This window comes from Bradyrhizobium barranii subsp. barranii (assembly GCF_017565645.3).
Classification (GTDB): domain Bacteria; phylum Pseudomonadota; class Alphaproteobacteria; order Rhizobiales; family Xanthobacteraceae; genus Bradyrhizobium; species Bradyrhizobium barranii.
In genome coordinates this window covers 2,034,766-2,057,498 of sequence record NZ_CP086136.1, presented here as the reverse complement: position 1 = coordinate 2,057,498, position 22,733 = coordinate 2,034,766, and the positions used below count along the sequence as shown (strand labels likewise).

The following is a 22,733-nucleotide window of genomic DNA, read 5'->3' as shown; positions in this document are numbered from 1 at the left end:
GGATAAAGGAAGCGGCCTCTCTAGGCAAGCTAGAACGGGGCTTTTTCGGGGCTCAAGACGCACTTTAACCCTTTGATATCCCCGTAAAATCCAGAAGCCTTCCATGGCCATTTCGTAAGCTTCGGCCAAAGCGCGAGGCTGATCCGCCGCTGCATGGTCGCGATGCGTCCGCCCCCCGTTGATGCCACTTCGATTTCCGTGTCTTTGGGCATGCCGGGCTATCAGCCGGCCCGGGCTTGCCGGGCCGGTGCCTCGGCGTACTCCACGCGGGGGCCATAACAACCACGATGTCCGCCACCGGCCAGACCACGAGCACCGAATCATCCAGTCACGGCTGGATCGCCAACCAGCCATATCTCCTGCTCAGCATCACCGCGATGTGCTGGGCCGGCAATGCCGTGGTCGGGCGGCTCGCCGCCGGGCACATCCCGCCGGTGACACTGTCGTTCCTGCGCTGGACCTTCGCCTTCCTGCTGGTGCTGCCGTTCGCCTGGAAACATCTCGCCCAGGACTGGCCCGCGATCCGCAGCAGGCTCGGCCTGATGATCGTCCTGTCGATCACCGGCATCGGCGCCTTCAACACGCTGCAATATTGGGCGCTGGAACATACCCAGGCACTCAACACGCTGCTGCTCCAGTCGGCTGCGCCGCTGGTCGTGGCGCTGTGGTCGCTGGCGATCCTCGGCGTCCGCCTCACCGCGGCACAGGCGTTCGGCGTGGCTCTCTCGATGTGCGGCGTGCTGACGATCCTGCTGCATGGCGATTTCACCACGCTGTCGAACATCGCGTTCAACAAGGGCGACCTCATCTTCATTGTCGCGCTGATCATCTTCGCGCTGTATTCGGTGCTGACCCTGAAGCGGCCGCCGATGCACGGCCTGTCGTTCCTTGCCTTCACCTTCGGCGCCGGCGCCGCCTGCCTCATCCCGCTCGAGATCTGGGAGTTGTCCGCGCGTCCGGTGATGAAGATCGACGGGCCGAACCTGCTGACGCTGTTCTATGTTGCGGTGTTCCCATCGACGCTCGCCTATCTTCAATCGCGGCGTGCGCCTGATCGGCGCCAACCGCGCCGCGCCGTTCTTTCATGTCGTGCCGGTGTTCGGCTCGATCATGGCGATGGCATTCCTCGGCGAACACCCGCAGGCGTTCCACTTCATCGGCTTCGCGCTGGTGCTGGCCGGCGTGTTCGTGGCGTCAAGGAAACAGGCGACGTAGCTTCTTCCTTCTCCCCTTGTGGGAGAAGGTGGCGCGAAGCGCCGGATGAGGGGTTGCTTCCGCAGACTCAAATCGAGAGGCGGACTCGCGGAGAGAGACCCCTCACCCGCCTCGCCGCTGTCGCGGCGAGCCACCCTCTCCCACAAGGGGAGAGGGGAAGAGGCGTGCCACGCGACAGCGCTACTTCGTCCTGAACTTGCTGTACGCTTCGTTCGTCGCGATGATCCCAGGCCCTCGATGTTCAACATATTAACCGCCAATGACACCTCCTCAAGCCATGCCTGCATTGTAGCCTTGCGGCCGCGAGACTTGTGTCACAACAAGAATCCGGCGCAAGGTCGCATCCAACGCCAATGACGATTGCTTCGCCCGCGCCAAAGGCCTCGAATCCGGCCAGTTGGCTCAACAACCAGCCTTACCTGCTGCTCAGCCTGAGCTCGCTGTTCTGGGCCGGCAACATCGTGCTCGCGCGCCATGTCGGCGCACACGTGCCGCCGCTGACGGTGACCACCATCCGCTGGTTCGGCGTGTTCCTGATCCTGTTGCCGTTCGCCTGGCCGCATCTGAAGCGCGACTGGCCGAATTTGCGCAAGAGCCTGCCGCTGATGCTGTTCCTGTCGCTGGTCGGCTTTGCCTTCAACAACGCGATCTCGTACTGGGCGATGCAATACACCGAGGCGCTGAACGCGCTGCTGATCCAGTCGGCCGGACCGCTGTTCGTGGCGCTGTGGTCGCTGGCGCTGTTCGGCGTGCGGCTGACGGGTGCGCAGCTCGCCGGCATCGCGATCTCGCTTCTCGGCGTGCTGATCATCATCCTGCGCGGCGATCTCGCCGCGCTCGCGAGCATCAGCTTCAACAGGGGCGACATCATGTTCGCCTCTTCGCTGGTGGCGTTCGGGCTCTACTCCGCCTTCATCCCGCGGCGGCCGAAGATCCACCAGCTCTCGTTTCTCTCCTTCACCACCTTCTGTGGCGCGACGATGCTGCTGCCCGCCGCGATCTGGGAAGCCCTAAGCGGCCGTGTCCTGCAACTCGACGGGGTGACGCTTGCGACGCTGGGTTACATCCTGATCTTTCCCTCGACGCTGGCCTATCTCTTCTTCAACCGCGGCGTGGCGCTGATCGGCCCGAACCGCGCCGCGCCGTTCTTCCATCTGGTCCCGGTGTTCGGCTCGGCGATGGCGATCGTCCTGCTCGGCGAAAAACTCCAGCCGTTTCATCTGATCGGCTATGCGCTCGTGCTCGCCGGCGTCGTGTTCGCCTCTCGCCAGGGTTCTGCGGTGAAATAATTCCGCGAGGTGGGTGACAAACTCCCGTCTTCCGATTTTTGCGAAGAGAAGCTAGGTTCCCCGCCAACGAAAAAGAGGGAACGTCCAGACATGCTGTCATCACTGATCCGCGCTCTGCGCACAGCCGGCGCAGCCGCATCCGCCGCGCAGGCCGACAATTATCCGAGCCGCAACATCACGCTGGTGCTGCCATTCGCGGCCGGCAGCGGCACCGACACCACGACGCGGCTGATCTCGCAGCATTTGTCGCAGGCGCTCGGCGTCGGAATCGTGATCGAGAACAAGGCGGGCGCCAACGGCATGATCGCCGCGACCTATGTCGCGCGCGCCGCCCCCGACGGCTACACGCTGCTGGTGACGACCAACACCACGCATTCGGCCAATCCCTACCTGCTCAAGAGCCTGACCTACGATCCCGTCAAGGACTTCACCCCGATCGCGCGCACCGGCGACCTGCCCTTCATGCTGGTGATTCATCCGGAGGTGCCGGCCAAGACCGTCGGCGAGCTCGTCGCCTACGGCAAGGCCAATCCGGGCAAACTGAGCTACGCGTCGGGCTCGTCCTCGGCGATCGTGTCGGGTGCGACCTTTGCGCACAATGCCGGGCTCGATCTCCTGCACGTGCCCTACAAGAGCTCGCCGCCGGCGCTCAACGACGTCATGGGCGGCCGCGTCTCGATGATGTTCGTCGACATCCTGACCGGCCTGCCCCACGTCAACGGCAACGCGCTGCGCGCGCTCGCCGTCACCACCAAGGACCGCTCGCCGCTGGTGCCGAACCTGCCCTCGATGCAGGAGGCCGGCGTGCCCGACTTCGACATCTCGTCGTGGCAGGGCTATTTCGGCCCCGCCAGCATGCCCAAGGAGATCGTGACCAGACTTAACGCCGAGATCAGGAAGATCGTCGAGAAGCCTGAGATCAAGGCCCAGCTCGCCACGCTCGGCATGGACGCCTTCTCCGGCACGCCGGAGCAGCTCGGCACGTTCGTGAACGAGCAGCTGGTGCTGTGGGAGAAGCTGATCACCAACGCGAAGATCGAGAAGCAGTAGGGGGTCTAGGAAGGTGTCATCGCCCGCCTTGTGCGCAATTGCGCACTGGGGCGGGCGATCCAGTATTCCGAGACGTTGGTGATTGACCCGATGGGCCGCGGCGTACTGGATGCCCCGCCTTCGCGGGGCATGACAGCCGAAAAGTTGAAAAAGAAAAAAGGTGGGCACGGCGCTTGCGCGCCTTTGCCCACCCTACGAATTCGGTACGTTCGGCTTTACGCCGCGCGGACCTTGGCGAGGAAGCCGTCGACGGCGCTGCGCAGCGCGCCGGACTGGCTGTCCAGCTCGCGGGCGTTGGTGAGCACGTCGGTGGCAGCAGAGCCGGTCGCCTCCGCGGCCGAGGTGACGCTGCCGATATTGGCGTTGATCTCGTTCGAGCCGGCCGCGACCGACTGGATGTTGCGGGCGATCTCGCGGGTCGCTTCGCCCTGCTGCTCGATCGAGGCGGAAATGCCGGCGGTGATCTCGCTCATTTCGGCAATGGTCTGGGTGATGCCGGAGATCGCCGTGACCGCGTCGCTGGTCGAGGTCTGCATCGCCGCGACCTGGGCGGAGATTTCCTCGGTCGCCTTCGCGGTCTGGTTCGCCAGCGCCTTGACCTCGGAGGCCACGACCGCGAAGCCGCGGCCGGACTCGCCGGCGCGCGCCGCTTCGATGGTGGCGTTGAGCGCAAGCAGGTTGGTCTGCGCCGCAATCGAGTGGATCAGCTTGACGACCTCGCCGATCTTCTCGGCGCCGGTCGAGAGCACCTGCACGGTGGCGTTGGTGCGCTCGGCATCGCTGACGGCCCGGCTCGCGACTTCGGTCGAGCGCGTGACCTGGCGGGAGATTTCCGCAACCGAGCTCGACAATTCTTCGGCGGCTGCGGCAACCGTGCCGACATTGCCGGAGGCTTTTTGCGAGGCGGCGCCGACCGTCGCCGCACGCGACGAGGCGTCGCTGGCCGTCGCGGTCATCGACTGCGCCGTGCTCTGCATGCCGGCGGCGGCCGAGGAGACCGAGCGGACGATGCCGTTGACGCTGCGTTCGAAATCGCTGGCGATGCCCTCCATCGCGCTGCGACGTTCCGCCGCGGCACGCTCCTTGGCATCGGCTTCGGTCTTCTCGAGGCCGCGGATGCGGACCGCGTTGTCCTTGAAGATCTGGACGGTCGAGGCCATCGCGCCGACCTCGTCGCCGCGACCAACCCCGGGAATCTCACCCTCGAGCTTGCCGTCGGCGAGATCCTTCATGCGGGCGCCGAGCAGCTCCAGCGGACGGCTGATGCCGCGGCTGATCAGCCAGGCAACGCCGCCGGCGACGATGACGATGCCGAGCATGGCAAGACCTAGCAGCCAGTAGACCGGGCCCATCTTGGCGTCGATGTCGCTGAGATAGGCGCCGGTGCCGAGATACATGTCGAAACCGGGCACCGCGACGGCGTAACCGATCTTGCTGATCGGCGTTTCCTGGCCGGGCTTCACGTAATCATAATAGAGCAGGATCGAGCCGTTGGCCTTGACGCCGTCCATCAGCTCGACGGAGAGCTTGCGGCCGTTGGTCACGACATCCATGCGGTTGGTGCCGATCTGCTTCGGATCGGGCGCGAGCTGGGTGATGCCGTCATAGGACGTGCCGAACAGATAGCCCGAGCCGTTGTCGTAGGTCATCGCGTTGCCGTAGCGGCGAAGGTCGGCCAACGCCGCATCCTTGGTCAACTCGCCGGCATCGACGCGTTTCTTCAGCGCCGCGGCGTAGTTGCGACCCAGGTCGACGATCGACTTGGCCTGGTCGATGCGCGCATTCACCATCTCGCGCTTCATCAGATAGCCGGCGAGAACACCGGAGAGGCAAAGGCCGAACAGGGTGACGCCGACAAGGATACCGAGCTTGGGGGCGATCTTCAGATTGCTCAACTTCACGGGACAGCTCCGGCAATAATGGGATACGGGCGCGCAAGGGAATCGAAAAATTTGATTCAACTTTTAGTGTGTGACCTCTTATCAACCTGTTACGGGCGGCTCCGTAGAAGCCCGGACGGAAGGCCGAAACAGTCGAATAAATCGCCGCAGCGGCAACCGACGATTGTACGCGACCGCTCCGATTTCGCGTAAAAGACGCAAAGGCCCGCCCACAAGGTGCGGGTCACAACAAGAACCGACAGACCAAATCGGGAGCAGGAAATGCCGAAATACAGGGTGGTGACGCCGAAGGGCGCGAGCTTCACGGTCGCAGGCAGCGACTATTCCTTCGAGCGAGAGGCGCTCGATCCGATCGATGCCGAGATCGTCGAAGCCCCCGCCAACGAGGCCGAGTTCATCGCCGCCGCGAAAAACGCCGATGCCATCTACGCCAAGGGCATCCCCATCACCAAGTCGATCATCGACGCACTTGATAGCTGCAAGGTGATCACGCTCGGCTCGGTCGGCGTCGACAGCGTCGACGTGAAGGCCGCGACCGCCCGAGGCATTCCCGTCACCAACATTCCCGACACCTTCATCGAGGAGGTCGCCGACCACGCCATGATGCTGCTGCTCGCCGGCTTCCGCCGCCTAGTCGAGCAGGACAGGATGGCGCGCGACGGGCGCTGGGCCGAAGGCCGGCCAGCGCTGTTGAAGATCCCGCGGCTGATGGGCCAGACGCTCGGCTTCATCTCGTTCGGCCGCGTCGCGCGTGCAGTTGCGAAGCGCGCCGCCCCGTTCGGCCTGCGCATGATGGCCTACGACCCCTTCATCCAGGAAACGCTGATGTACGACCATGGCGTGATCCCGGCGACGCTGAACGAGGTGCTGTCGCAATCGGACTTCGTCTCGATGCACGCCCCGGCAAGGCCCGAGGTGCATCACATGCTCACCGAGAAGCACTTCCGGCAGATGAAGAAAGGCTCAGTCTTCATCAATACCGGCCGCGGCGCCACCGTGGACGAGGAAAGCCTGATCAAGGCGCTCCAGGAGGGCTGGATTGCGCACGCCGCCCTCGACGTGCTGGAGAAGGAGCCGCCCTCGCACAACAATCCCATCCTCAGCATAGAGAACGTGACGCTGACCGCCCATGTCGCCTCGGCCTCGGCACGGTTCGACGAGGCGCGCAAGCGCCGCGTGGGCTACGAATTGTCACTGGTGCTTCAGGGCATGTGGCCGGTAAGCTGCGTCAATCCGTCGGTGCTGCAGAACACCGCGCTCCGCCGCTGGCAGCCCGTCAGCATGGATCGCGGCCCGAACAGCTAGGCGGCCGGCGCCAAGCGCGCCGGGAATCGGAACGGCCCTTCACCGGCGATCAACGCCGGGAAGGGAGACATCATAGGGAGGAACTGATGAGGAACGACATCACCCGTCGTGATGCCTTGGCGCTGGGCCTGTCCGCTACCGCGCTCGCGGCAACCGGTGTTGCAGCGCACGCTCAATCCGCAATCAAGGCCGCGGACGTCCCCGCACCGAAATTACCGATCGAGAAAGGCGCGTCCTTGCGCATGCTGCGGCCGGTGCGCTTCGTCCAGGCCGACGAAGACGTGTTCCGCGCCAACGCAGCCAAATTCACCAAGGAGACCGGGGTCGAGGTCAAGGTCGACTTCGTCGGCTGGGAGGACATCAACCAGCAGACCGCGGTGACCTCGAATTCCGGCGCCGGCCCCGACATCATCATCGGCTTCTCCGACGCGCCGCACATCTATGTCGACAAGCTGATCGAGCTGACCGACGTCGCCGACTATCTCGGCAAGAAGTATGGCGGCTGGCAGAACCTTGCGAAGGCCTACGGCAAGAAGGCCAAGAGCGATACCTGGATCGGGCTCCCGTTCGGGGCCACCGCCGGTCCCCTGATCTATCGCAAATCCATCCTCAAATCCGTCGGGTTCGACAAGGCGCCGGACGATCATGCCGGGCTCCTCGACCTCTGCAAGAAGCTGCAGAAGGCCGGCAAGCCCGCTGGCTTTGCGCTGGGCAATGCCGTCGGCGACGGCAACGGCTTTGCGGACTGGATGATGTGGTCGCACAATGCCTCGCTGCTGGATGAGGAAGGCAATGTCACCATCAACAGCAAGGAGACCATCGCGGCGCTGAATTTCGTGAAGGAGCTCTACCCGACCTTCATCGCCGGTACGCCGTCCTGGAACGACGTCAGCAACAATCGCGCCTATTCCTCACAGGAAATCGGGCTGACGGCGAACGGCGTCTCGCTGTATTTCTCGCTGAAGAACGATCCGGCGACCGCGGCGATCGCCGAGGATTCCGAACATCAGCTGCTGCCGAAGGGCCTTGCACCGATCTCGCCGATGTCCGGACTGACGCTGAACGCCATGGTGTTCAAGCACAGCCAGTATCCGAACGCGGCGAAGGCCTTCCTGCAGTTCATGCTGGAGAAGGACCAGTACGAGCCGTGGCTCAACGCCAACAGCGGTTACTGGTCGCAACCGCTTGCGGCCTACGCCGATGCGGCGGTGTGGAAGGGCGATCCCAAGGTCGCGATCTTCAGAGACACTATGAACAGCACGTATTACGCCGGCTACAAAGGTCCGATTTCGACCGCCACCGGTGCTGTTCGCGCGGACTATGTGACGGTGCAGATGTTCGCCTCGGTCGCGACCGGTGCGGCGACGCCCGAAGCCGCGGCTGCGGAAGCGGAACAGCGCTGCAAGCGGTACTTCCGCAGACAGAGGTAGCGGCCGACGACAACGCGGCCGTCATTGCGAGGAGCGACGCGACGAAGCAATCCAGACTGCAACTGCGGAGACAGACTGGATTGCTTCTGCCTTCGCCAAAGCTACGGCGGACAAGTCGCTTCGCTCGCAATGGCGGTGTGGTAACAGCCTAGAACAGGACAACGACCCGATGTCCGTGACCACCCTCTCCTCCCCCGTACTGGCGCACCGGCAGCAATCCTGGCTGGTGCGGTTGTTCGACTACAAGCCGTTCCTGATCGTGATGTGCCTGGCGCCCGCGATCGGGCTCCTCGCGGTGTTTCTGACCTATCCGCTCGGTCTCGGCATCTGGCTCGCCTTCACCGACACCACGATCGGCCGACGTGGCGTCTTCGTGGGCCTTGAGAATTTCCAGTATCTGCTCACCGATCCCCTCTGGTGGGGCGCGGTGTTCTACAGCGTGTTCTATACGGCGGTCGCGACCTTCGGAAAGTTCGCGCTCGGCTTCTGGCTCGCGCTGCTGCTCAACAACCATTTTCCGTTCAAGAGCCTGCTCCGCGCCATCGTGCTGCTGCCCTGGATCGTGCCGACGGTGCTCTCGGCGCTGGCGTTCTGGTGGATCTACGATCCGCAATTCTCGATCATCTCCTATTTGCTGGTCGACGTGCTGCATTGGCGCACCACCAACATCGACTTCCTCGGCGCGCCCTGGCCGGCGCGCTTCTCGCTAATCGCGGCGAATATCTGGCGCGGCATTCCCTTCGTCGCGATCTCGCTGCTCGCGGGCCTGCAGACCATTTCGCCCTCGCTCTACGAGGCCGCGATGCTCGACGGCGCCAGCGCCTGGCAGCGCTTCCGCTACATCACCTTCCCGATGATGATGCCGATCCTCGCCATCGTCATGACCTTCTCGATCATCTTCACCTTCACCGACTTCCAGCTCGTCTACGCCATCACCCGCGGCGGCCCGGTGAACTCGACCCATTTGCTGGCGACGCTCGCGTTCCAGCGCGGCATTGCCGGCGGCGAGCTCGGCGAAGGTGCCGCGATCGCGGTGTCGATGATCCCGTTCCTGGTGTTCGCGACGCTGTTCTCATATTTCGGCCTGGCGCGCCGCAAATGGCAGCAGGGAGAGGCCAATGACTGATACTGTCGCGCAGCCGGCCGCCGTCGCCAACACACCGCCCGACACCATGGCTTGGGATTCCGGGCTGCGGCGGCTGATGATGATCTACCTGCCACTCGGCTGCTTCGTGCTGATCCTGCTGTTTCCGTTCTACTGGATGGCGATCACGTCGTTCAAGCCGAACGCAGAGCTGATGAATTTTAAGGATCACAACCCGTTCTGGATCACCTCGCCGACGCTGGCGCACGTCAAGCACCTGCTGTTCGACACCGCCTATCCGCGCTGGCTGTGGACAACGATGATTGTGGCGATCGGGTCGACCACGCTGTCGCTGATCGCGAGCACGCTCGCCGCCTATGCCATCGAACGGCTGCGCTTCCGCGGCAGTCCTTATGTGGGCCTCGGCATCTATCTCGCTTACCTCGTGCCGCCGTCGATCCTGTTCATCCCGCTCGCCACCGTCGTGGTGCAGTTCGGCCTGTTCGATTCACCGATGGCGCTGATCCTGGTCTATCCGACCTTCCTGGTGCCGTTCTGCACCTGGCTCCTGATCGGCTATTTCAAGTCGATCCCCTACGAGCTCGAGGAATGCGCGCTGGTCGACGGCGCCACGCGCCTCCAGATCCTGCGGCGGATCACGCTACCGCTGGCGGTGCCCGGGCTGATCTCGGCCGGCATCTTCTCCTTCACGCTGTCCTGGAACGAGTTCATCTACGCGCTCGCCTTCATCCAGAGCGGCGCGAACAAGACCGTGCCGGTTGCGATCCTGACCGAGCTCGTCACAGGCGACGTCTACCAGTGGGGCGCGCTGATGGCGGGATCGCTGCTCGGCTCGCTGCCGGTTGCGATCTTCTATTCGCTGTTCGTGGATTATTACGTCTCCTCGCTGACCGGCGCGGTCAAGGAGTAACACGGGCTAAGCAAGCCGCTCCTTAAGGCGCGGCGTGGCCCAGTCGAGAAAAGATCGGAGCTTGAGTGGCTCGGGTTTGCGCTCCGCGTAGACGATATGCACCGGCCATGGCGCCTGTTCGAATGGCTCCAGCATCAAAACGAGCTTTCCGGCGCGCCGTGCGGCTTCCATCTTGTACGACATGACTCGGGTGATGCCGGCACCCGCGATCGCGGCTTCGACCGCAGCCTCGGAGTCGCTCAAAGTCAATCTCGACCGGATCGGCACCGCTACTTCGCGGCCGTCGATGACGAACTTCCAGTTCCGCTGAGCCGCGAGGCTGTCGATACTGATACAGTCATGAGCAGCCAGATCGGCAGGCACCTTCGGTTGGCCGTGCTTGGCAACATAACCGGGACTCGCACAGAGCACGAACCGGACCGAGCCGACTCGGGTCGCGATCAGGTTGCTGTCCGGGAGGTTGCCGATGCGAACCGAAATGTCGATATTCTCCTCGGCCGTGTTGACAATGCGGTCGGTCAGGACGAGCCGTAGCGCGATGTCTGGAAAGGCATCCATGAATTCGAGCGCGATCGGCAACAGGTGCATGTGTCCGAGCCCCCAGGGCGACGTGACCGCGAGATCTCCTTTCGGAATCCTGTACTCGCCGGAGACCTCGCGCTCCGCGTCGTCTACCTGCCCGATAATGCGCTTGCAGGCTTCGATGTAGGATCGTCCGACATCGGTCAGCTTCATCTGGCGCGAGGATCGCTGAAATAGTTGGGCCTTCAACCGCGCCTCCAGCTCGGCGACCGTGCGGCTGACTGTCGCGACCGGCGTGTTGAGGCGCCGCGAAGCGGCTGAAAAGCTTCCTGTCTCAGTGACCGCGACGATCACCGACATTGCCTCCAACCGGTGAGCTATGGCGGAATCTGGGTGATGACGGTGTGAGGAAGGCGGCGTATCGAGGCGGGTGACGAGCCTGCCAGAACCTCTCGAGGAGAGCGATACGCCATGACCGAGACTACCAATGTTCTTGCTTTCCGTCAGCCGTCCGCGGTTGATGATCCACTGACCGATATCGTTCGTGCCGGCGCGCGGGACCTGCTTGCCAGGGCGATCGAGATCGAGGTTGGCGCGTTTCTGGCCAGCACGGCCAATCTGACGCTGCCCGACGGTCGAGCGCGCCTGGTCCGACATGGGCACGGTCCGGTGCGCGAGATTGCGACCGGCATCGGTCCGGTGGAGGTCGCTCGTCCCAAGGTCCGCGACCGCGGAGCGAGCGGGCCAGGCGACCGCCTCCGCTTCAGTTCGGCAATCCTGCCGCTATGGGCGCGGCGGACGAAGAGCCTGGATGCCTTGATCCCGGTCCTCTATTTGCGCGGCATCTCGACCGGCGACTTCCAGGAGGCGCTCTCGGCGCTGCTCGGCAAGGATGCGCCGAACCTGTCGCCTTCGGTGATCGCCGGCCTGAAGGCCGATTGGCAGGTCGAGTACGAACGCTGGCCGAGACGCGATCTGTCGGCGCGTCGCTATGTCTACATCTGGGCCGATGGCGTGTACCTGCAGGCCCGCATGGAAGATCACAGCGAATGCATGCTGGTGCTGATTGGCACCACGCCGGAAGGCAAGAAGGAGCTGATCGGCTTCCAGGTCGGCGTGCGCGAGAGCGCGCAGAGCTGGCGCGAACTCCTGATCGACCTGCGGCAACGCGGGTTACGGATTGCCCCGCAACTCGCCATCGGCGACGGCGCCCTCGGCTTCTGGAAGGCACTGGACGAGGCCTTTCCCGGCACGCGGCACCAACGATGCTGGTGCCATAAAGTGAGCAACGTACTCGACAAGGTCGCCAAATCCGTGCAGGGCCCCATGAAGAACGACCTGCGGAACATCTATCTGGCCCCACACCGGGCCGAAGCTGAAACCGCGATCGACGTCTTCGTCGAGAAATACCACGTCAAATACGGACGTGCGGTGGAGTGCCTGATCAAGGATCGCCATGCGCTGCTCGCCTTCTTCGACTTCCCTGCTGAGCACTGGATCCACCTACGCAGCTCGAACCCGATCGAGAGCGTCTTCGCCACGGTGCGCCACCGAACGGTGCGGACCAAGGGATCGCTGTCGCAACAAACTGCGAAGCTGATGGTGTTCAAGCTCATCGACGCCGCATCGAAGACCTGGCGGCGATTGAAGAGCACGAACCAGTTGCCGAAAGTCATCGCCGGTGTAAAGTTCATCGACGGAATCGAAGTCATTCCGAACACTGAAAGCCACGCCGCCTGATCAGGCCGCGTCACCCAAAATCAGCCATAGCTCCCAACCGGTCCATCGGATACGCTTTCCATATCTTGAGAAGGTGCTTCTCAAGCATACCGTCTGCTCCCCACAGCGACAATCGGCTACGCGGTGGATATGCGCAAAGCCGCCGTGCGTTTTGAATGCCGTCGCCCGGCCGTCAATCGAGGACGCTATGGAGTTAGAGACCAGAGCCCTGCTGTCGCGCCGCAATTTCTGTCTCTGCTGCCTGAGCGGCGCGACGATTGCCGCTACTAACGGTTGGCTTTCGCCGCGGCAGGCCTACGCTGAAGCGCGAGGCCTTGTCAGCCTGATCAAGGACAGTGCGGCGACATCGCCGATCACCACGCACAAACTCCGAGGCAACATAGCCGTGCTCGAAGGCTCCGGCGGAAATGTCGCGGTCCTGACCGGTCCCGACGGCAAGGTTTTAGTCGATGCCGGCATCCGCGTCTCGCGTCCCCAGCTCACCAAAGCGATGGCCGATCTCGGCGCCGATCCCGTCACCCATCTCGTCAACACCCACTGGCATTTCGATCACGCCGATGGCAACGAATGGCTCCATTCCGCTGGCGCCAGGATCATCGCGCAGGAGAACACGCGAAAGTACCTCCTCGAAGTTCAGCGCGTAGAGGACTGGGACTACAATTTCCTTCCGCTGGGACCAGGCGGCATCCCCAGCGACGTATTTTCCAGCACCCATGAGCTCAGACTCAACGGAACCTCGATCGGCCTGAAATATTACGGGCCCGCGCATACCGACAGCGACATCTCCGTCACCTTTGCAGAAGCCAACGTCGTTCATGTCGGCGATACCTTCTGGAACGGCATCTATCCGTTCATCGACTACTCGACCGGCGGCAGCATCAACGGGATGATCGCGGCTTCCGAAGCCAATCTCGCGGCGACCGGACAGGATACGATCGTGATCTCCGGTCACGGCAAGCCGGTTGGCAACAGAGCCGAACTCCAGGCGTTTCGCGACATGTTGGTGACGATCCGCGACAACGTCGCCCGTCTCAAGAGCCAGGGACGAACGCGGGACGAAGCCGTGGCCGCCAAACCGACCGCGGCCTTCGATGCGATATGGGGGCAGTTCGTGATCGACCCCGGCTTCTTCACCCGGCTGGTCTACCAGGGCGTTTGAAGCCGCGGACGACTGACGTCCGCAAAGCCACCGATTCTGGACAGGGAGATCGACATGAAAAGTGCAGAGGTCACGCCGCCACAAACCCGTATCGATCGTCGTTGCCTGGTCCTTGGATTGTCCGGAATCGCCGTTGCCACCGCTTCGCCGGATGCATCGGCGAAACCGCAGCGTGACGGCCGCGGCGCCACCGGTTCTTATCCGGTCGTCTACCATCGAACCAAATCCGTCGACGGGATCAAGATCTTCTACCGCGAAGCGGGGCCCAAGGATGCACCGGTGGTGCTACTGCTCCACGGCTTTCCGACCTCCTCGCACATGTTTCGCAACCTGATCCCAGCTCTGGCGGACCGCTATCACGTGATCGCTCCCGACTACCCCGGCTACAGCCAGAGCGACATGCCACCGCGCACATCGTTCAAATACACCTTCGATCGCTTCGGCGAACTCGTTGACGGCCTGCTCGGCCAGCTCGGTGTCACCCGCTATGCGATGTACGTCATGGATTACGGCGCCCCGGTCGGCTGGCGGCTGGCGCTCAAGCATCCCGAGCGCGTCAGCGGCCTGATCGTGCAGAACGGCAACGCCTATGACGAAGGGCTGAAGGAGTTCTGGAATCCGATCAAGCAATACTGGGCCGACGGGTCCGATACCAGCCGACAGGCATTGATGAAGCTGGTCACGCTGGAAACGACGAAATTCCAGTACACCGACGGCATGTCGGACGTGAGTCGGATTTCACCCGACAATTGGGTACAAGATCAGGCGCTGCTCGACCGGCCCGGCAACAGCGATATCCAGATGGACCTGTTCTACGATTACCGGACCAATCTGCCGCTGTATCCCGCGGTGCAAGCCTACTTCCGCAAGCACAAGCCGCCGACGCTGATCGTCTGGGGCAAGAACGATTTCATCTTCCCGGCCGACGGCGCCCATCCCTACAAGCGCGACCTGCCGCAAGTGGAGTTTCACCTGATCAACACCGGTCATTTCGCGCTCGAGGACAGGTTCGACGAGATGGTTCCGCTGATCCGCGACTTCCTCGCCCGCAAGATCGCCTGATAACCTGGAAGGAACGAACATGAACGCGGCCCTCCACGTCGTGGCCGCTCTGGCGGTCTCCACAATGTTTGCGGCAGCCGCCGTCGCCCAAAGCGCCCGCGACGTGCGCGGGCCCTCTCCGCTAGTTGCCATCGACAAGCAGGCGCCCGCCCGCCTGATAGTCGATCCACCGCTGGCCGAACAACTGACGCAGGGCCTCGTCTTCATCCAGTACACCACGGAAAATCTCCGGATCGTGCCGGTGTTCGGCAAGGGCGCGCTCGACGTGTCGGCGCGCATCGGTCACGTCCACATCACGGTCGATGATGCGCCCTGGCATTTTGTCGATGCCAGTGGCGAGACCGTGATCGTGGTCGGACTGCCTCCGGGCCCGCACAAGGTACTGTTCGAGTTGGCCGATCCCACGCACCGCGTGATCGACAGCAAGACCATCAGCTTCGAGATTCCGGCGCGCTCTCCGGCACCGCCGAAACAATAGCTGCTGCGGCGTTTGGCCCGCTTTCACAAAACTGCAACATGCGATCCGCATAAGGCGTCGTCCACTAACAGGAGACGCACATGCGCGCGACTTTTCTCAGCACCGTCGCAACGATCATTCTCACCGCGAGCACCGCGCTTGCACAGAACGAGGGTGAATTCCCCGCGAAGCTCGCCGGCCACGTGGTGATGCCGGCCGCGACCTTCATCGACGCGCCGGCCGACGCGCCTGCCGATCTCAAGACCTCGGGCAAATACACCACCGGCAAGCGCGTCGACGCGCTCGGCACCGTGATGGGCAAGTCCTATGAGCGTGCGACCGGCGTGTCGCTGCCGTTCAAGGGCCAGCCGCTGCAGGGCCATTCCGGCATCAAGCACATGCCCGACGGCAGCTACTGGGTCATCACCGACAACGGCATGGGCGCCCGCGCCAACTCGCCGGATTCGATGCTGTACCTGAACCGCTACAAGATGGATTGGGCGAGCGGCAAGATCGAGCGCCAGGAAACGATCTTCCTGCACGATCCCGACAAGAAGGTGCCGTTCCGCATCGTCCATGAGGACACCCAGAAGCGCTACCTCACCGGCTCCGATTTCGATACCGAGGGTTTCCAGATCATCGGCGACACCTTCTGGATCGGCGACGAGTTCGGCCCCTATATCCTGAAGGCCGACAAATCAGGCAAGATCCTCGGCGTGTTCGAGACGGTTGCCGACGGCAAGCCGGTGCGCTCGCCGGACAACTGGGCCGTGGCGACGCCGGGCGCGCCGGGCGCCACCTACACCAACGTCAACCTCCGCCGCTCCAAGGGCTATGAGGGCTTTGCGTCGTCCAAGGACGGCAAGTTCCTCTACGGCCTGCTCGAGGGGCCGCTGTGGGACGCCGACAAGAAGGATTGGGAGAAGGTCGACGGCAAGGAAGCCTCCCGCATCCTCGAATTCGACGTCGCCGCCGTAAAATTCACTGGCCGCTACTGGCAGTATGTGTTCGAGCAGAACGGCAACGCCATCGGCGACTTCAACATGATCGATCAGGCCTCCGGCCTCATCATCGAGCGCGACAACGGTGAAGGCACCCCCGACAAGGCCTGCCCGCAAGGCACCCGCGGCGAGAACTGCTTCCCTGACATCGCCAAGTTCAAGCGCGTCTACAAGATCGAGCCGACCGACGCCAATGTCGGCAAGCCCGTGCGCAAGATCGGCTATATCGACCTGATGAAGATCCAGGACCCCGACAAGAAGGCGCGGAAAGCCCTCAATGACGGCGTCTACACCTTCCCGTTCTTCACCATCGAGAACGTCGATCGCGTCGACGAGACCCACATCATCGTCGGCAACGACAACAACCTGCCGTTCTCGTCCAGCCGCGATCCCAACAAGGCCGACGACGACGAGTTCATGCTGCTCGAGGTCGCGGATTTCCTGAAGGCGAAGTAAGCCGACGCTTTCTCCTCTCCCTTTCCCCGTTCTTACGGGGAGAGGGCTGGGGTGAGGGGCTCTATCCACGAAGGCGGTGGGAGTGCGGCTCGCGGAGAGTCCCCCTCACCCGGAATCCGCGCTTTCAGCGCGTATTCCGACCTCTCCCCGCACGCGGGGCGAGGTAGAAAGAGCGGGCTACCGCACGATAAAGTCCACCGGAACGGTAAAGCTCATCGAGCTGTTCTTGATCTCCGCCGGGATCGGCGGGAACGGCGAGGCCTGGTGGATCATCGACGTGGCCTTGGCATCGAACGCGGCAACGCCGGACGGGCTGATGCGACTGGACATGACCTGACCGTTGCGGCCGATCGTGAAGCTCACCCGGACCAGCCCGCGCTGACCGTTGCCGCCGGACGGATAGGAGTGAAGGCGCATCAGATGCGCACGGACGCGCTGATTGTAGGTCGCAACCAGCGATGCGACCGCGCCCGCGCTCATTGCGGACGCTGCAGGTGCCTCCCGCTCGGCGCGCGGTGGCGCGCTGGTGCGAGGCGCGGGGCGCGCCTCCGACGGCTTCTTTGCCTCCGGACGAACTACTTTCGGCTTTTCGGGCGCCGGCTTTTCCTGCGGCACGATTTTCGCGGGCTCCGGCTTGTCCGGTGTCGGCTCGAGCTTCTGGTCCGGCGGCGCCACCACGTCGGGCTTCTCCTGCGGCGGTGTCGGCGCGATGGTCTCCTCGACCGCCTGCCGCTGCATCGGATCCGGCGGTGAGGCATCGGCCTCCTTCATCGCCGGCCCCGGCACCACGTCATCCGGCGTCGCCTGAGGCGCCGACGTGATCGGCGCCATATCAACCATGATCGCCGGCAGGGTGACGCCCTGCTCCGGCTGCGACCTGAGCCAGCTCATCGCAAGCACCGCGGCGGCAACATGCAAGGCCACGATCACCGCGCCCGATACACCCCAGCGCACGGTTTCGCGTTCGCCAAGCGGCTCGTGCAGGGCAAAGGCGTTCGCGGTCATCAGCTGCGTCCGTCGAGGCCGACCAGCGCGACCTTGAGGTAGCCGGCATTGCGCAAGGTGTTCATGACCTCCATCAGGTCGCCGTAGCTCACAGCCTTGTCGGCGCGCAGATAGATGCGCTCGTCCTTGCGGCCATTGGTGGCCGCAGCGAGCGCAGCGGCGAGGCCGTCGCGTGCCATCGTGTCTTCGCCGACGGCGACGGTGAGATCCGGCTTCACCGTCACGAAGGTGGGCTTGTCCGGCCGCGGCGCCGGCTCGGCGGCGGTGGCCGGCAGCTCGACGCCGATGTCGACGGTGGCGAGCGGGGCCGCCACCATGAAGATGATCAGCAGCACCAGCATCACGTCGATGAACGGCGTGACGTTGATCTCATGGGTGACGTCGAGATCGCCGGGGTCGCCGCGCCTCAGCGGCGATCCCCCGCGTGCGCCGAGTTTCGCGGCCATGGCCTACTCCGCCGCCCGCGCCAGGCGGAACTCTCTGTTGTCGCGCTGCCGGCTGACCAGCAGCATGAGCTGCGCCGAGGCGTCGCCGAGCAGCGCGCGGTAATTGGCGATGCCGCGGACGAGATGGTTGTAGATCACGACCGCCGGGATCGCGGCGACGAGTCCGAGCGCTGTCGCAAGCAGCGCCTCGGCGATGCCGGGCGCGACCACTGCAAGGCTCGTGGTGTGGCTCTCGGAGATGCCGATGAAGGAATTCATGATACCCCAGACCGTGCCGAACAGGCCGACGAACGGCGCGGTGGCGCCGATGGTCGCGAGCACGCCGGTGCCGCGCGCGATCTGCCTGGACATCGCGGCCTCGACCCGTTCCAGCCGCAGCGCCACGCGCTCCTGGAGGCCGTCATCGACAATGCCGCCGGAGAGCTCCGCCTCCTTGGCGCAGGACTGGATGAGCTGGGCGACCGCATCATGCGCGTCGCCGATCCGCTCCGCCGCCTCCGCCAGTTTCATCCTGCCCTCGAGCGCGCGCGTCCGCTGCACGGCGAGCGCGCTCTTGCGGCGCAGCTCGATGGTCTTGGCGAGCCACACCGTCCACGTCACCAGCGAAGCGACGGCGAGCCCGACCATCACCACCTTCACGATGATGTCGGCACCGAGGAACATGCCCCAGGGCGACAGATTGCGCGGCAACAGCGCTTCGTCGATCGCGAAGGCCGGGGCCGGCGCGAGCACCAGCCCAATTGTTAGGATCACATGCCGAAGCCTAAAATTGCTCTGCATCCTGATCTCCCGATAGGCAGAAGGAAATTATGCCACGCCCTGCGCCGCGATCCGGTCCGCCAGCTGACGGAACCGCACGTGCTGGTCCGCCCGCAGCGCCCGGGTCTCGTCGCGGCCGACGAAGACCTTGAACATGATGCCGCCGTCGGCATTGACGAAGGCGACGAAAGCCGAGGTCTTGCCCATGAAGGGACGCTCGACGAAGGCCAAGGCCGCGCAGCGCTCGTGGCGGAGGTGGCCGTGCAATCCCTTCGGCTGCATCAGGTTGAAATAGCCGCGGCCGACCTCGCCCGCCGGGACCGCGCCCGTGAACTCGAAGATCGCGTCATCCGTGTGCACGATGAGCGTGACCTCGCCCCACGCGGCGATGTCCTGCATGGCGGCGGCGAAATGCTCGCCGCCACCAACGCGGACCATCGACGACGGCAGCGCCTCGATCACCGCGCGCGGAGTGACCTTGCGCTCGCGCGCAACGTCCTCGATCACCGCGCCGGGATTGTCGGCCATATACACCTTGAGATCGACGAGATCGGTGCTCAGCATGTCCGGTTCCCTTTCATGATCCGCCGCGATCTAGGCGGCCGCGTTCGTCTTGCGCTCGGTCATGATGACCTCGAACCCTTCGAACTTGGGATGGCCGAGATAGAGGCTTTCGCCGGTCTTGTTGTCGGCGCGCGCGTGGGCGCGGCGGAATTCGTCCGATCGCGTCCAGGCCTCGAAGGCTGCCTTGTCGACCCAGACCGTGTGCGAGGAATACAGCGTGTGGTCCTCGAGCGCCGGCCCCTTCAGCAGGTGGAATTCGACGAAGCCGGCCATGCTGCCGAGATAGGATTCGCGGGTGCGCCAGACGGTCTCGAAAGCAGCCTCCGAGCCGAGCTTCACCTGGAAACGATTCATGGCGATGAACATCAGATTTTCTCCTGTCAGTCTTGTTGATCGGCGAATGCCGAGCGGATGTTTCAGAACGTGCCGAAGCCACGCTGGGACATCAGCGTGGCTCTGGCGGTGAATACGGCGTCCCGTTTGCTGTCGTCGGCGTACTCCTTAGATGCCGCCGAAGTGGTACTTCAGGCCTCCCTTGACCACGAGCCCGGGGCCGGCGCTCGCCCATTTCACGTCGTTTTGCGTATCGCCCGTGCTGCCGACCGGAATGGCGTAGGGCCGGTAGTACTGATTGAGAAGATTTTCGACCGAGAAGTTGAGCGTGAGATCGGGCCGCGGCTGATACTGGGCGTAGAGGTTGACGAGATCGTACGACGTCGCCGGCGTATAGGTCGGCGGGATGTCGGTGTTCGCGATCACCGACGTCCACATCACCGAGAGGATCAGGGTCCGGTCCAGCAACCGCACGCCGGCGGTCGTCGTGACCTTCTGCGGCGGAACGCTGTACAGGCCAAATCCCGTCTGAAGGTTTTTGCCGTTCTGGTAACTGCCGGAGAGGCCGAAGAACCAGGTGTTCGCGTCGTACATCGCCTCGGCCTCGAGACCCTGGATGCGGGCGGACGCGACGTTCTGATATTGCAGGAACGGAAGCACGGTGATGGAGGGCGCCGGCGGCGGGCCGGTGGGGACCACCAGCGGATTTCCATAGGCGACCTGATCGATGAAGTCGGAGATGTCGTTGCGGAACACGTTGATCTTGCCGCGCAGCGTATCACCCGCCGTGAACAGATCGTTCTTCTTGATGTTGAAGCCGATCTCCTTGTTCTTGCCGACCTCGGGCCGCAGGTTCGGATTCGGGACGAAGCAGAAGGTCGAATCCGCGCCCGGACCCGGCGTGCCCGACGGACAGCGGAAGAACGAGTCGTTGATCGTCGCGCCCGAATGCGGACCGCTGACCAGCGTTTCCGTGATCGACGGCGCGCGATAACCTTCGGCGTAGCTGACATAGGGCGTCACGACCGCCGTGGGAACGAGCCCGACGGTGATCTTCGGCGACAAACGGTCGCCGCCGGACGACGAGGATGCCGAGGAGAGCTGATAATTGTCGTAACGAAGCGCGCCGATCACCTCGAGCATGGAGGTGTAATTGGCCTTCCACTGCACGAAACCGCCGGAGACCGTACGCTGACCGCCGGGCGTCGTCACTTCCGACGTGCCGGTCCTGTCCTGCGTCGACACCTTGTCCTGGAACGCGTCCAGTCCGTAGGTCACCGCGTGACGCCAGCTGCCGGTATCGAAGCGCGTGGTGTTGTACACGTCGACGCCGACCGTATCGAGCAGATATCCGCGGTTGCTGCCGATACAGCCGGACACGGCATTGCCGGGCACGCCGCCACAGAAGACCGACGGCGTCGTGCTGGTATGCGCGGTCTTGACCTGGTCGTTCTCGGTGCGATTCCAGTAGACCTTCGCATCCCAGTCGAACCACTGGTCATCCGGCTGCGAATATTTCCAGCCGAGCGTCGTGGTGTAGTTCTTGACGTCGGACCTGTAGATCGAAGTGCCGCTCAGGTTGTTGGCGCCGTTCGCATTGGTCGAGTTGGGATCGCCGGCACGGCGTGGCGGCTGACCCACGCTGTAGATGTCCTCCTGGAAGATGGTGCCGAGCTTGATCTCGTGCCCGTCGGCCGGGCGCACCGTCAGCTTGGCGATGCCGCTGGTGAGCCGGTTGCCGGTGTTGGCGACCTCGAAGCCGGTGCCGTCTTTGTAGCTCTCCTGCGTCGAATAGGTGCCGCCGGCGAACACATCCACGTTCGGATTGACGTGAACACCGCCGAAGGCCGAACCGAGCGCGCGTCCGTAATTGCTGCCAAGAATGGTCTTGACGTCGACGCCCCAGCGCTCGCCGGCACGCACGACGTCCTCGATATCCTTGGTGCGGAACGATGCCACGCCGCCGATCGCACCGGAGCCGTAGATGTTGGCGGTCGGACCACGAACGATATCGATGCCGCTGATCAGCTCGGGGTTGAGGAAGAACGAGCCGTTGGCGAAGTGGCCCGTGCGCTGATAGTTCTGCCGCGCGCCGTCGACGACGACGGCGACGCGGCCGAAATCCTGCAAGCCGCGGATATTGATCGAAGTGGACGGCTCATCGCCGCGGTTCTGAACCCACACGCCCGGCACATTATAGATGAGATCGCCGACGGTGCTGGCCTGACGGCTTTCGATCTGCGCCGAAGTCACGACGCTGACCGGTGCGAGCGCATCGACCGCGCGCTCGTCGGTCTTGGAGGCGGCAGCCGTGATGGTGTCGAGCGCCTGAACACCGACGATCGCCTGCGCGCGTGCATCCCACACGCTGGTGCTGGCCTGCTGCGGCTGAACAGCTTGTGGCTTGGCCGGATTGCGCTTGGCCTGCTTGGGCTTCGCCGGCTTGGATGATTGCGCGGTTTGATCTGCGGTCTGCGCAAAGCTGCTCACCGGCGACACCGCCGCAATTGAAACCACCGACGCGCCCAAAATCAGCGCGCGCGAATACCTAGCCCCGTCAGCCATACACCCAACCCAATCATGATATGTCTTGTTTGGCTGGCGTGCGCTCGCGCGGCGAGCGACTGGCTGGCTATTCTCTGGTGCAGGCCCCCCGGCCCGCATTGTTCCATTTGGTTACGTGGCAACACCCTGACGGTCAATGTCATCGGGTTGCAGTTTATATCGATTGTAAATTGCCGCCGTTGGAATGCGCCTGATGCCGCTTATACAAACAAGACGCATCTGAAATTTCGAAAGCGCATCACACCTACCATGTCAGCAACGTCCGGAGACAATAGCGGCGATGCGGCAGGGCCGACACAAAGCCCTTCTGCAACAACGAGAAGTTTGACCATACGCGGGAGCCGGATCGACAGCCGCGAGCTGTTTGCGGCGGAGCGCGAGATCATCATCGCGCATGGCGAGGACGCCTATCGCCTTCGCCTGACCTCGCAGAACAAGCTGATCCTGACGAAGTAACCT

At 63.6% G+C, this 22,733-nt stretch carries 20 protein-coding genes and 1 pseudogene; 13 read left to right on the top strand and 8 right to left on the bottom strand.

Annotated elements, in window-relative coordinates; genetic code table 11:
* Positions 1–287: 287 nt before the first annotated feature.
* From J4G43_RS10085 to J4G43_RS10075, 3 genes and pseudogenes are all read left to right on the top strand, one after another.
* Positions 288–1,215, top strand: a pseudogene (locus tag J4G43_RS10085) (DMT family transporter).
* Positions 1,216–1,568: 353 nt separating this feature from the next.
* Complete coding sequence (locus J4G43_RS10080; RefSeq protein WP_071909798.1) at positions 1,569–2,504, top strand: DMT family transporter; 936 nt, start codon at positions 1,569–1,571, stop codon at positions 2,502–2,504.
* A 90-nt stretch (positions 2,505–2,594) separates the two neighbouring features.
* Positions 2,595–3,554, top strand: coding sequence for a Bug family tripartite tricarboxylate transporter substrate binding protein (locus J4G43_RS10075; protein WP_208084685.1), 960 nt, complete (start codon positions 2,595–2,597; stop codon positions 3,552–3,554).
* Positions 3,555–3,769: 215 nt separating this feature from the next.
* Here the strand turns inward: J4G43_RS10075 and J4G43_RS10070 are convergent, their stop codons facing one another.
* Positions 3,770–5,455, bottom strand: coding sequence for a methyl-accepting chemotaxis protein (locus tag J4G43_RS10070; RefSeq protein WP_071909796.1), 1,686 nt, complete (start codon positions 5,453–5,455; stop codon positions 3,770–3,772).
* A gap of 261 nt (positions 5,456–5,716) precedes the next feature.
* Between J4G43_RS10070 and J4G43_RS10065 the strand changes: the two genes are divergently transcribed.
* From J4G43_RS10065 to J4G43_RS10050, 4 genes are all read left to right on the top strand, one after another.
* Entirely contained in the window at positions 5,717–6,760 is a 1,044-nt protein-coding gene (locus J4G43_RS10065; protein WP_208084684.1) for a C-terminal binding protein, read from the top strand.
* 86 nt (positions 6,761–6,846) lie between these two features.
* Positions 6,847–8,190: an ABC transporter substrate-binding protein gene (locus tag J4G43_RS10060; RefSeq protein WP_135216984.1), complete on the top strand. Its 1,344-nt coding sequence runs from the start codon at positions 6,847–6,849 to the stop codon at positions 8,188–8,190.
* 169 nt (positions 8,191–8,359) lie between these two features.
* Positions 8,360–9,316 carry a carbohydrate ABC transporter permease gene (locus J4G43_RS10055; RefSeq protein WP_071909793.1) on the top strand — a complete coding sequence of 319 codons (957 nt, stop codon included), beginning with the start codon at positions 8,360–8,362 and terminating at the stop codon, positions 9,314–9,316.
* On the top strand, positions 9,309–10,205 hold the full coding sequence (locus tag J4G43_RS10050; protein WP_028151054.1) for a carbohydrate ABC transporter permease: 897 nt from the start codon (positions 9,309–9,311) through the stop codon (positions 10,203–10,205). The genes J4G43_RS10055 and J4G43_RS10050 overlap by 8 nt, the downstream gene beginning before the upstream one ends.
* A 6-nt stretch (positions 10,206–10,211) precedes the next feature.
* Here the strand turns inward: J4G43_RS10050 and J4G43_RS10045 are convergent, their stop codons facing one another.
* A complete protein-coding gene (locus J4G43_RS10045; RefSeq protein ID WP_208084683.1) occupies positions 10,212–11,087 on the bottom strand; it encodes a LysR family transcriptional regulator in 876 nt (291 codons plus the stop codon).
* 111 nt (positions 11,088–11,198) lie between these two features.
* On the opposite strand from J4G43_RS10045, the gene J4G43_RS10040 reads away from it, so the two are divergent.
* The 5 genes from J4G43_RS10040 (at position 11,199) to J4G43_RS10020 (ending at position 16,602) form a co-directional block, all read left to right on the top strand.
* Complete coding sequence (locus J4G43_RS10040; RefSeq protein ID WP_208084682.1) at positions 11,199–12,467, top strand: IS256 family transposase; 1,269 nt, start codon at positions 11,199–11,201, stop codon at positions 12,465–12,467.
* Between the two features lie 187 nt (positions 12,468–12,654).
* Complete coding sequence (locus J4G43_RS10035) at positions 12,655–13,626, top strand: MBL fold metallo-hydrolase (protein ID WP_135216983.1); 972 nt, start codon at positions 12,655–12,657, stop codon at positions 13,624–13,626.
* Between the two features lie 54 nt (positions 13,627–13,680).
* Positions 13,681–14,688, top strand: a complete 1,008-nt coding sequence (locus J4G43_RS10030; protein ID WP_208084681.1) for an alpha/beta fold hydrolase — start codon at positions 13,681–13,683, stop codon at positions 14,686–14,688.
* A gap of 19 nt (positions 14,689–14,707) precedes the next feature.
* Positions 14,708–15,166 carry a DUF6130 family protein gene (locus tag J4G43_RS10025; protein WP_208084680.1) on the top strand — a complete coding sequence of 153 codons (459 nt, stop codon included), beginning with the start codon at positions 14,708–14,710 and terminating at the stop codon, positions 15,164–15,166.
* A gap of 80 nt (positions 15,167–15,246) precedes the next feature.
* On the top strand, positions 15,247–16,602 hold the full coding sequence (locus J4G43_RS10020; protein ID WP_208084679.1) for an esterase-like activity of phytase family protein: 1,356 nt from the start codon (positions 15,247–15,249) through the stop codon (positions 16,600–16,602).
* Positions 16,603–16,779: 177 nt separating this feature from the next.
* Here the strand turns inward: J4G43_RS10020 and J4G43_RS10015 are convergent, their stop codons facing one another.
* The 6 genes from J4G43_RS10015 to J4G43_RS09990 form a co-directional block, all read right to left on the bottom strand.
* Positions 16,780–17,607 carry an energy transducer TonB gene (locus J4G43_RS10015; protein ID WP_208084678.1) on the bottom strand — a complete coding sequence of 276 codons (828 nt, stop codon included), beginning with the start codon at positions 17,605–17,607 and terminating at the stop codon, positions 16,780–16,782.
* Positions 17,607–18,053, bottom strand: coding sequence for a TonB system transport protein ExbD (exbD, locus tag J4G43_RS10010; protein WP_208084677.1), 447 nt, complete (start codon positions 18,051–18,053; stop codon positions 17,607–17,609). Before exbD ends, J4G43_RS10015 begins: the two co-directional genes overlap by 1 nt.
* Before the next feature lie 3 nt (positions 18,054–18,056).
* Positions 18,057–18,833 carry a tonB-system energizer ExbB gene (exbB, locus tag J4G43_RS10005; RefSeq protein ID WP_208084676.1) on the bottom strand — a complete coding sequence of 259 codons (777 nt, stop codon included), beginning with the start codon at positions 18,831–18,833 and terminating at the stop codon, positions 18,057–18,059.
* 27 nt (positions 18,834–18,860) lie between these two features.
* Complete coding sequence (gene hutX, locus J4G43_RS10000; protein WP_208084675.1) at positions 18,861–19,376, bottom strand: heme utilization cystosolic carrier protein HutX; 516 nt, start codon at positions 19,374–19,376, stop codon at positions 18,861–18,863.
* 30 nt (positions 19,377–19,406) lie between these two features.
* The gene (locus tag J4G43_RS09995; protein ID WP_063981154.1) at positions 19,407–19,742 is read right to left on the bottom strand and encodes a heme-degrading protein HmuQ; all 336 of its coding nucleotides are present in this window, start codon (positions 19,740–19,742) and stop codon (positions 19,407–19,409) included.
* Positions 19,743–19,877: 135 nt separating this feature from the next.
* Entirely contained in the window at positions 19,878–22,274 is a 2,397-nt protein-coding gene (locus J4G43_RS09990; RefSeq protein ID WP_208084674.1) for a TonB-dependent hemoglobin/transferrin/lactoferrin family receptor, read from the bottom strand.
* Positions 22,275–22,523: 249 nt separating this feature from the next.
* On the opposite strand from J4G43_RS09990, the gene J4G43_RS09985 reads away from it, so the two are divergent.
* The gene (locus J4G43_RS09985; protein ID WP_063981151.1) at positions 22,524–22,730 is read left to right on the top strand and encodes a hemin uptake protein HemP; all 207 of its coding nucleotides are present in this window, start codon (positions 22,524–22,526) and stop codon (positions 22,728–22,730) included.
* Positions 22,731–22,733 lie beyond the last annotated feature (3 nt).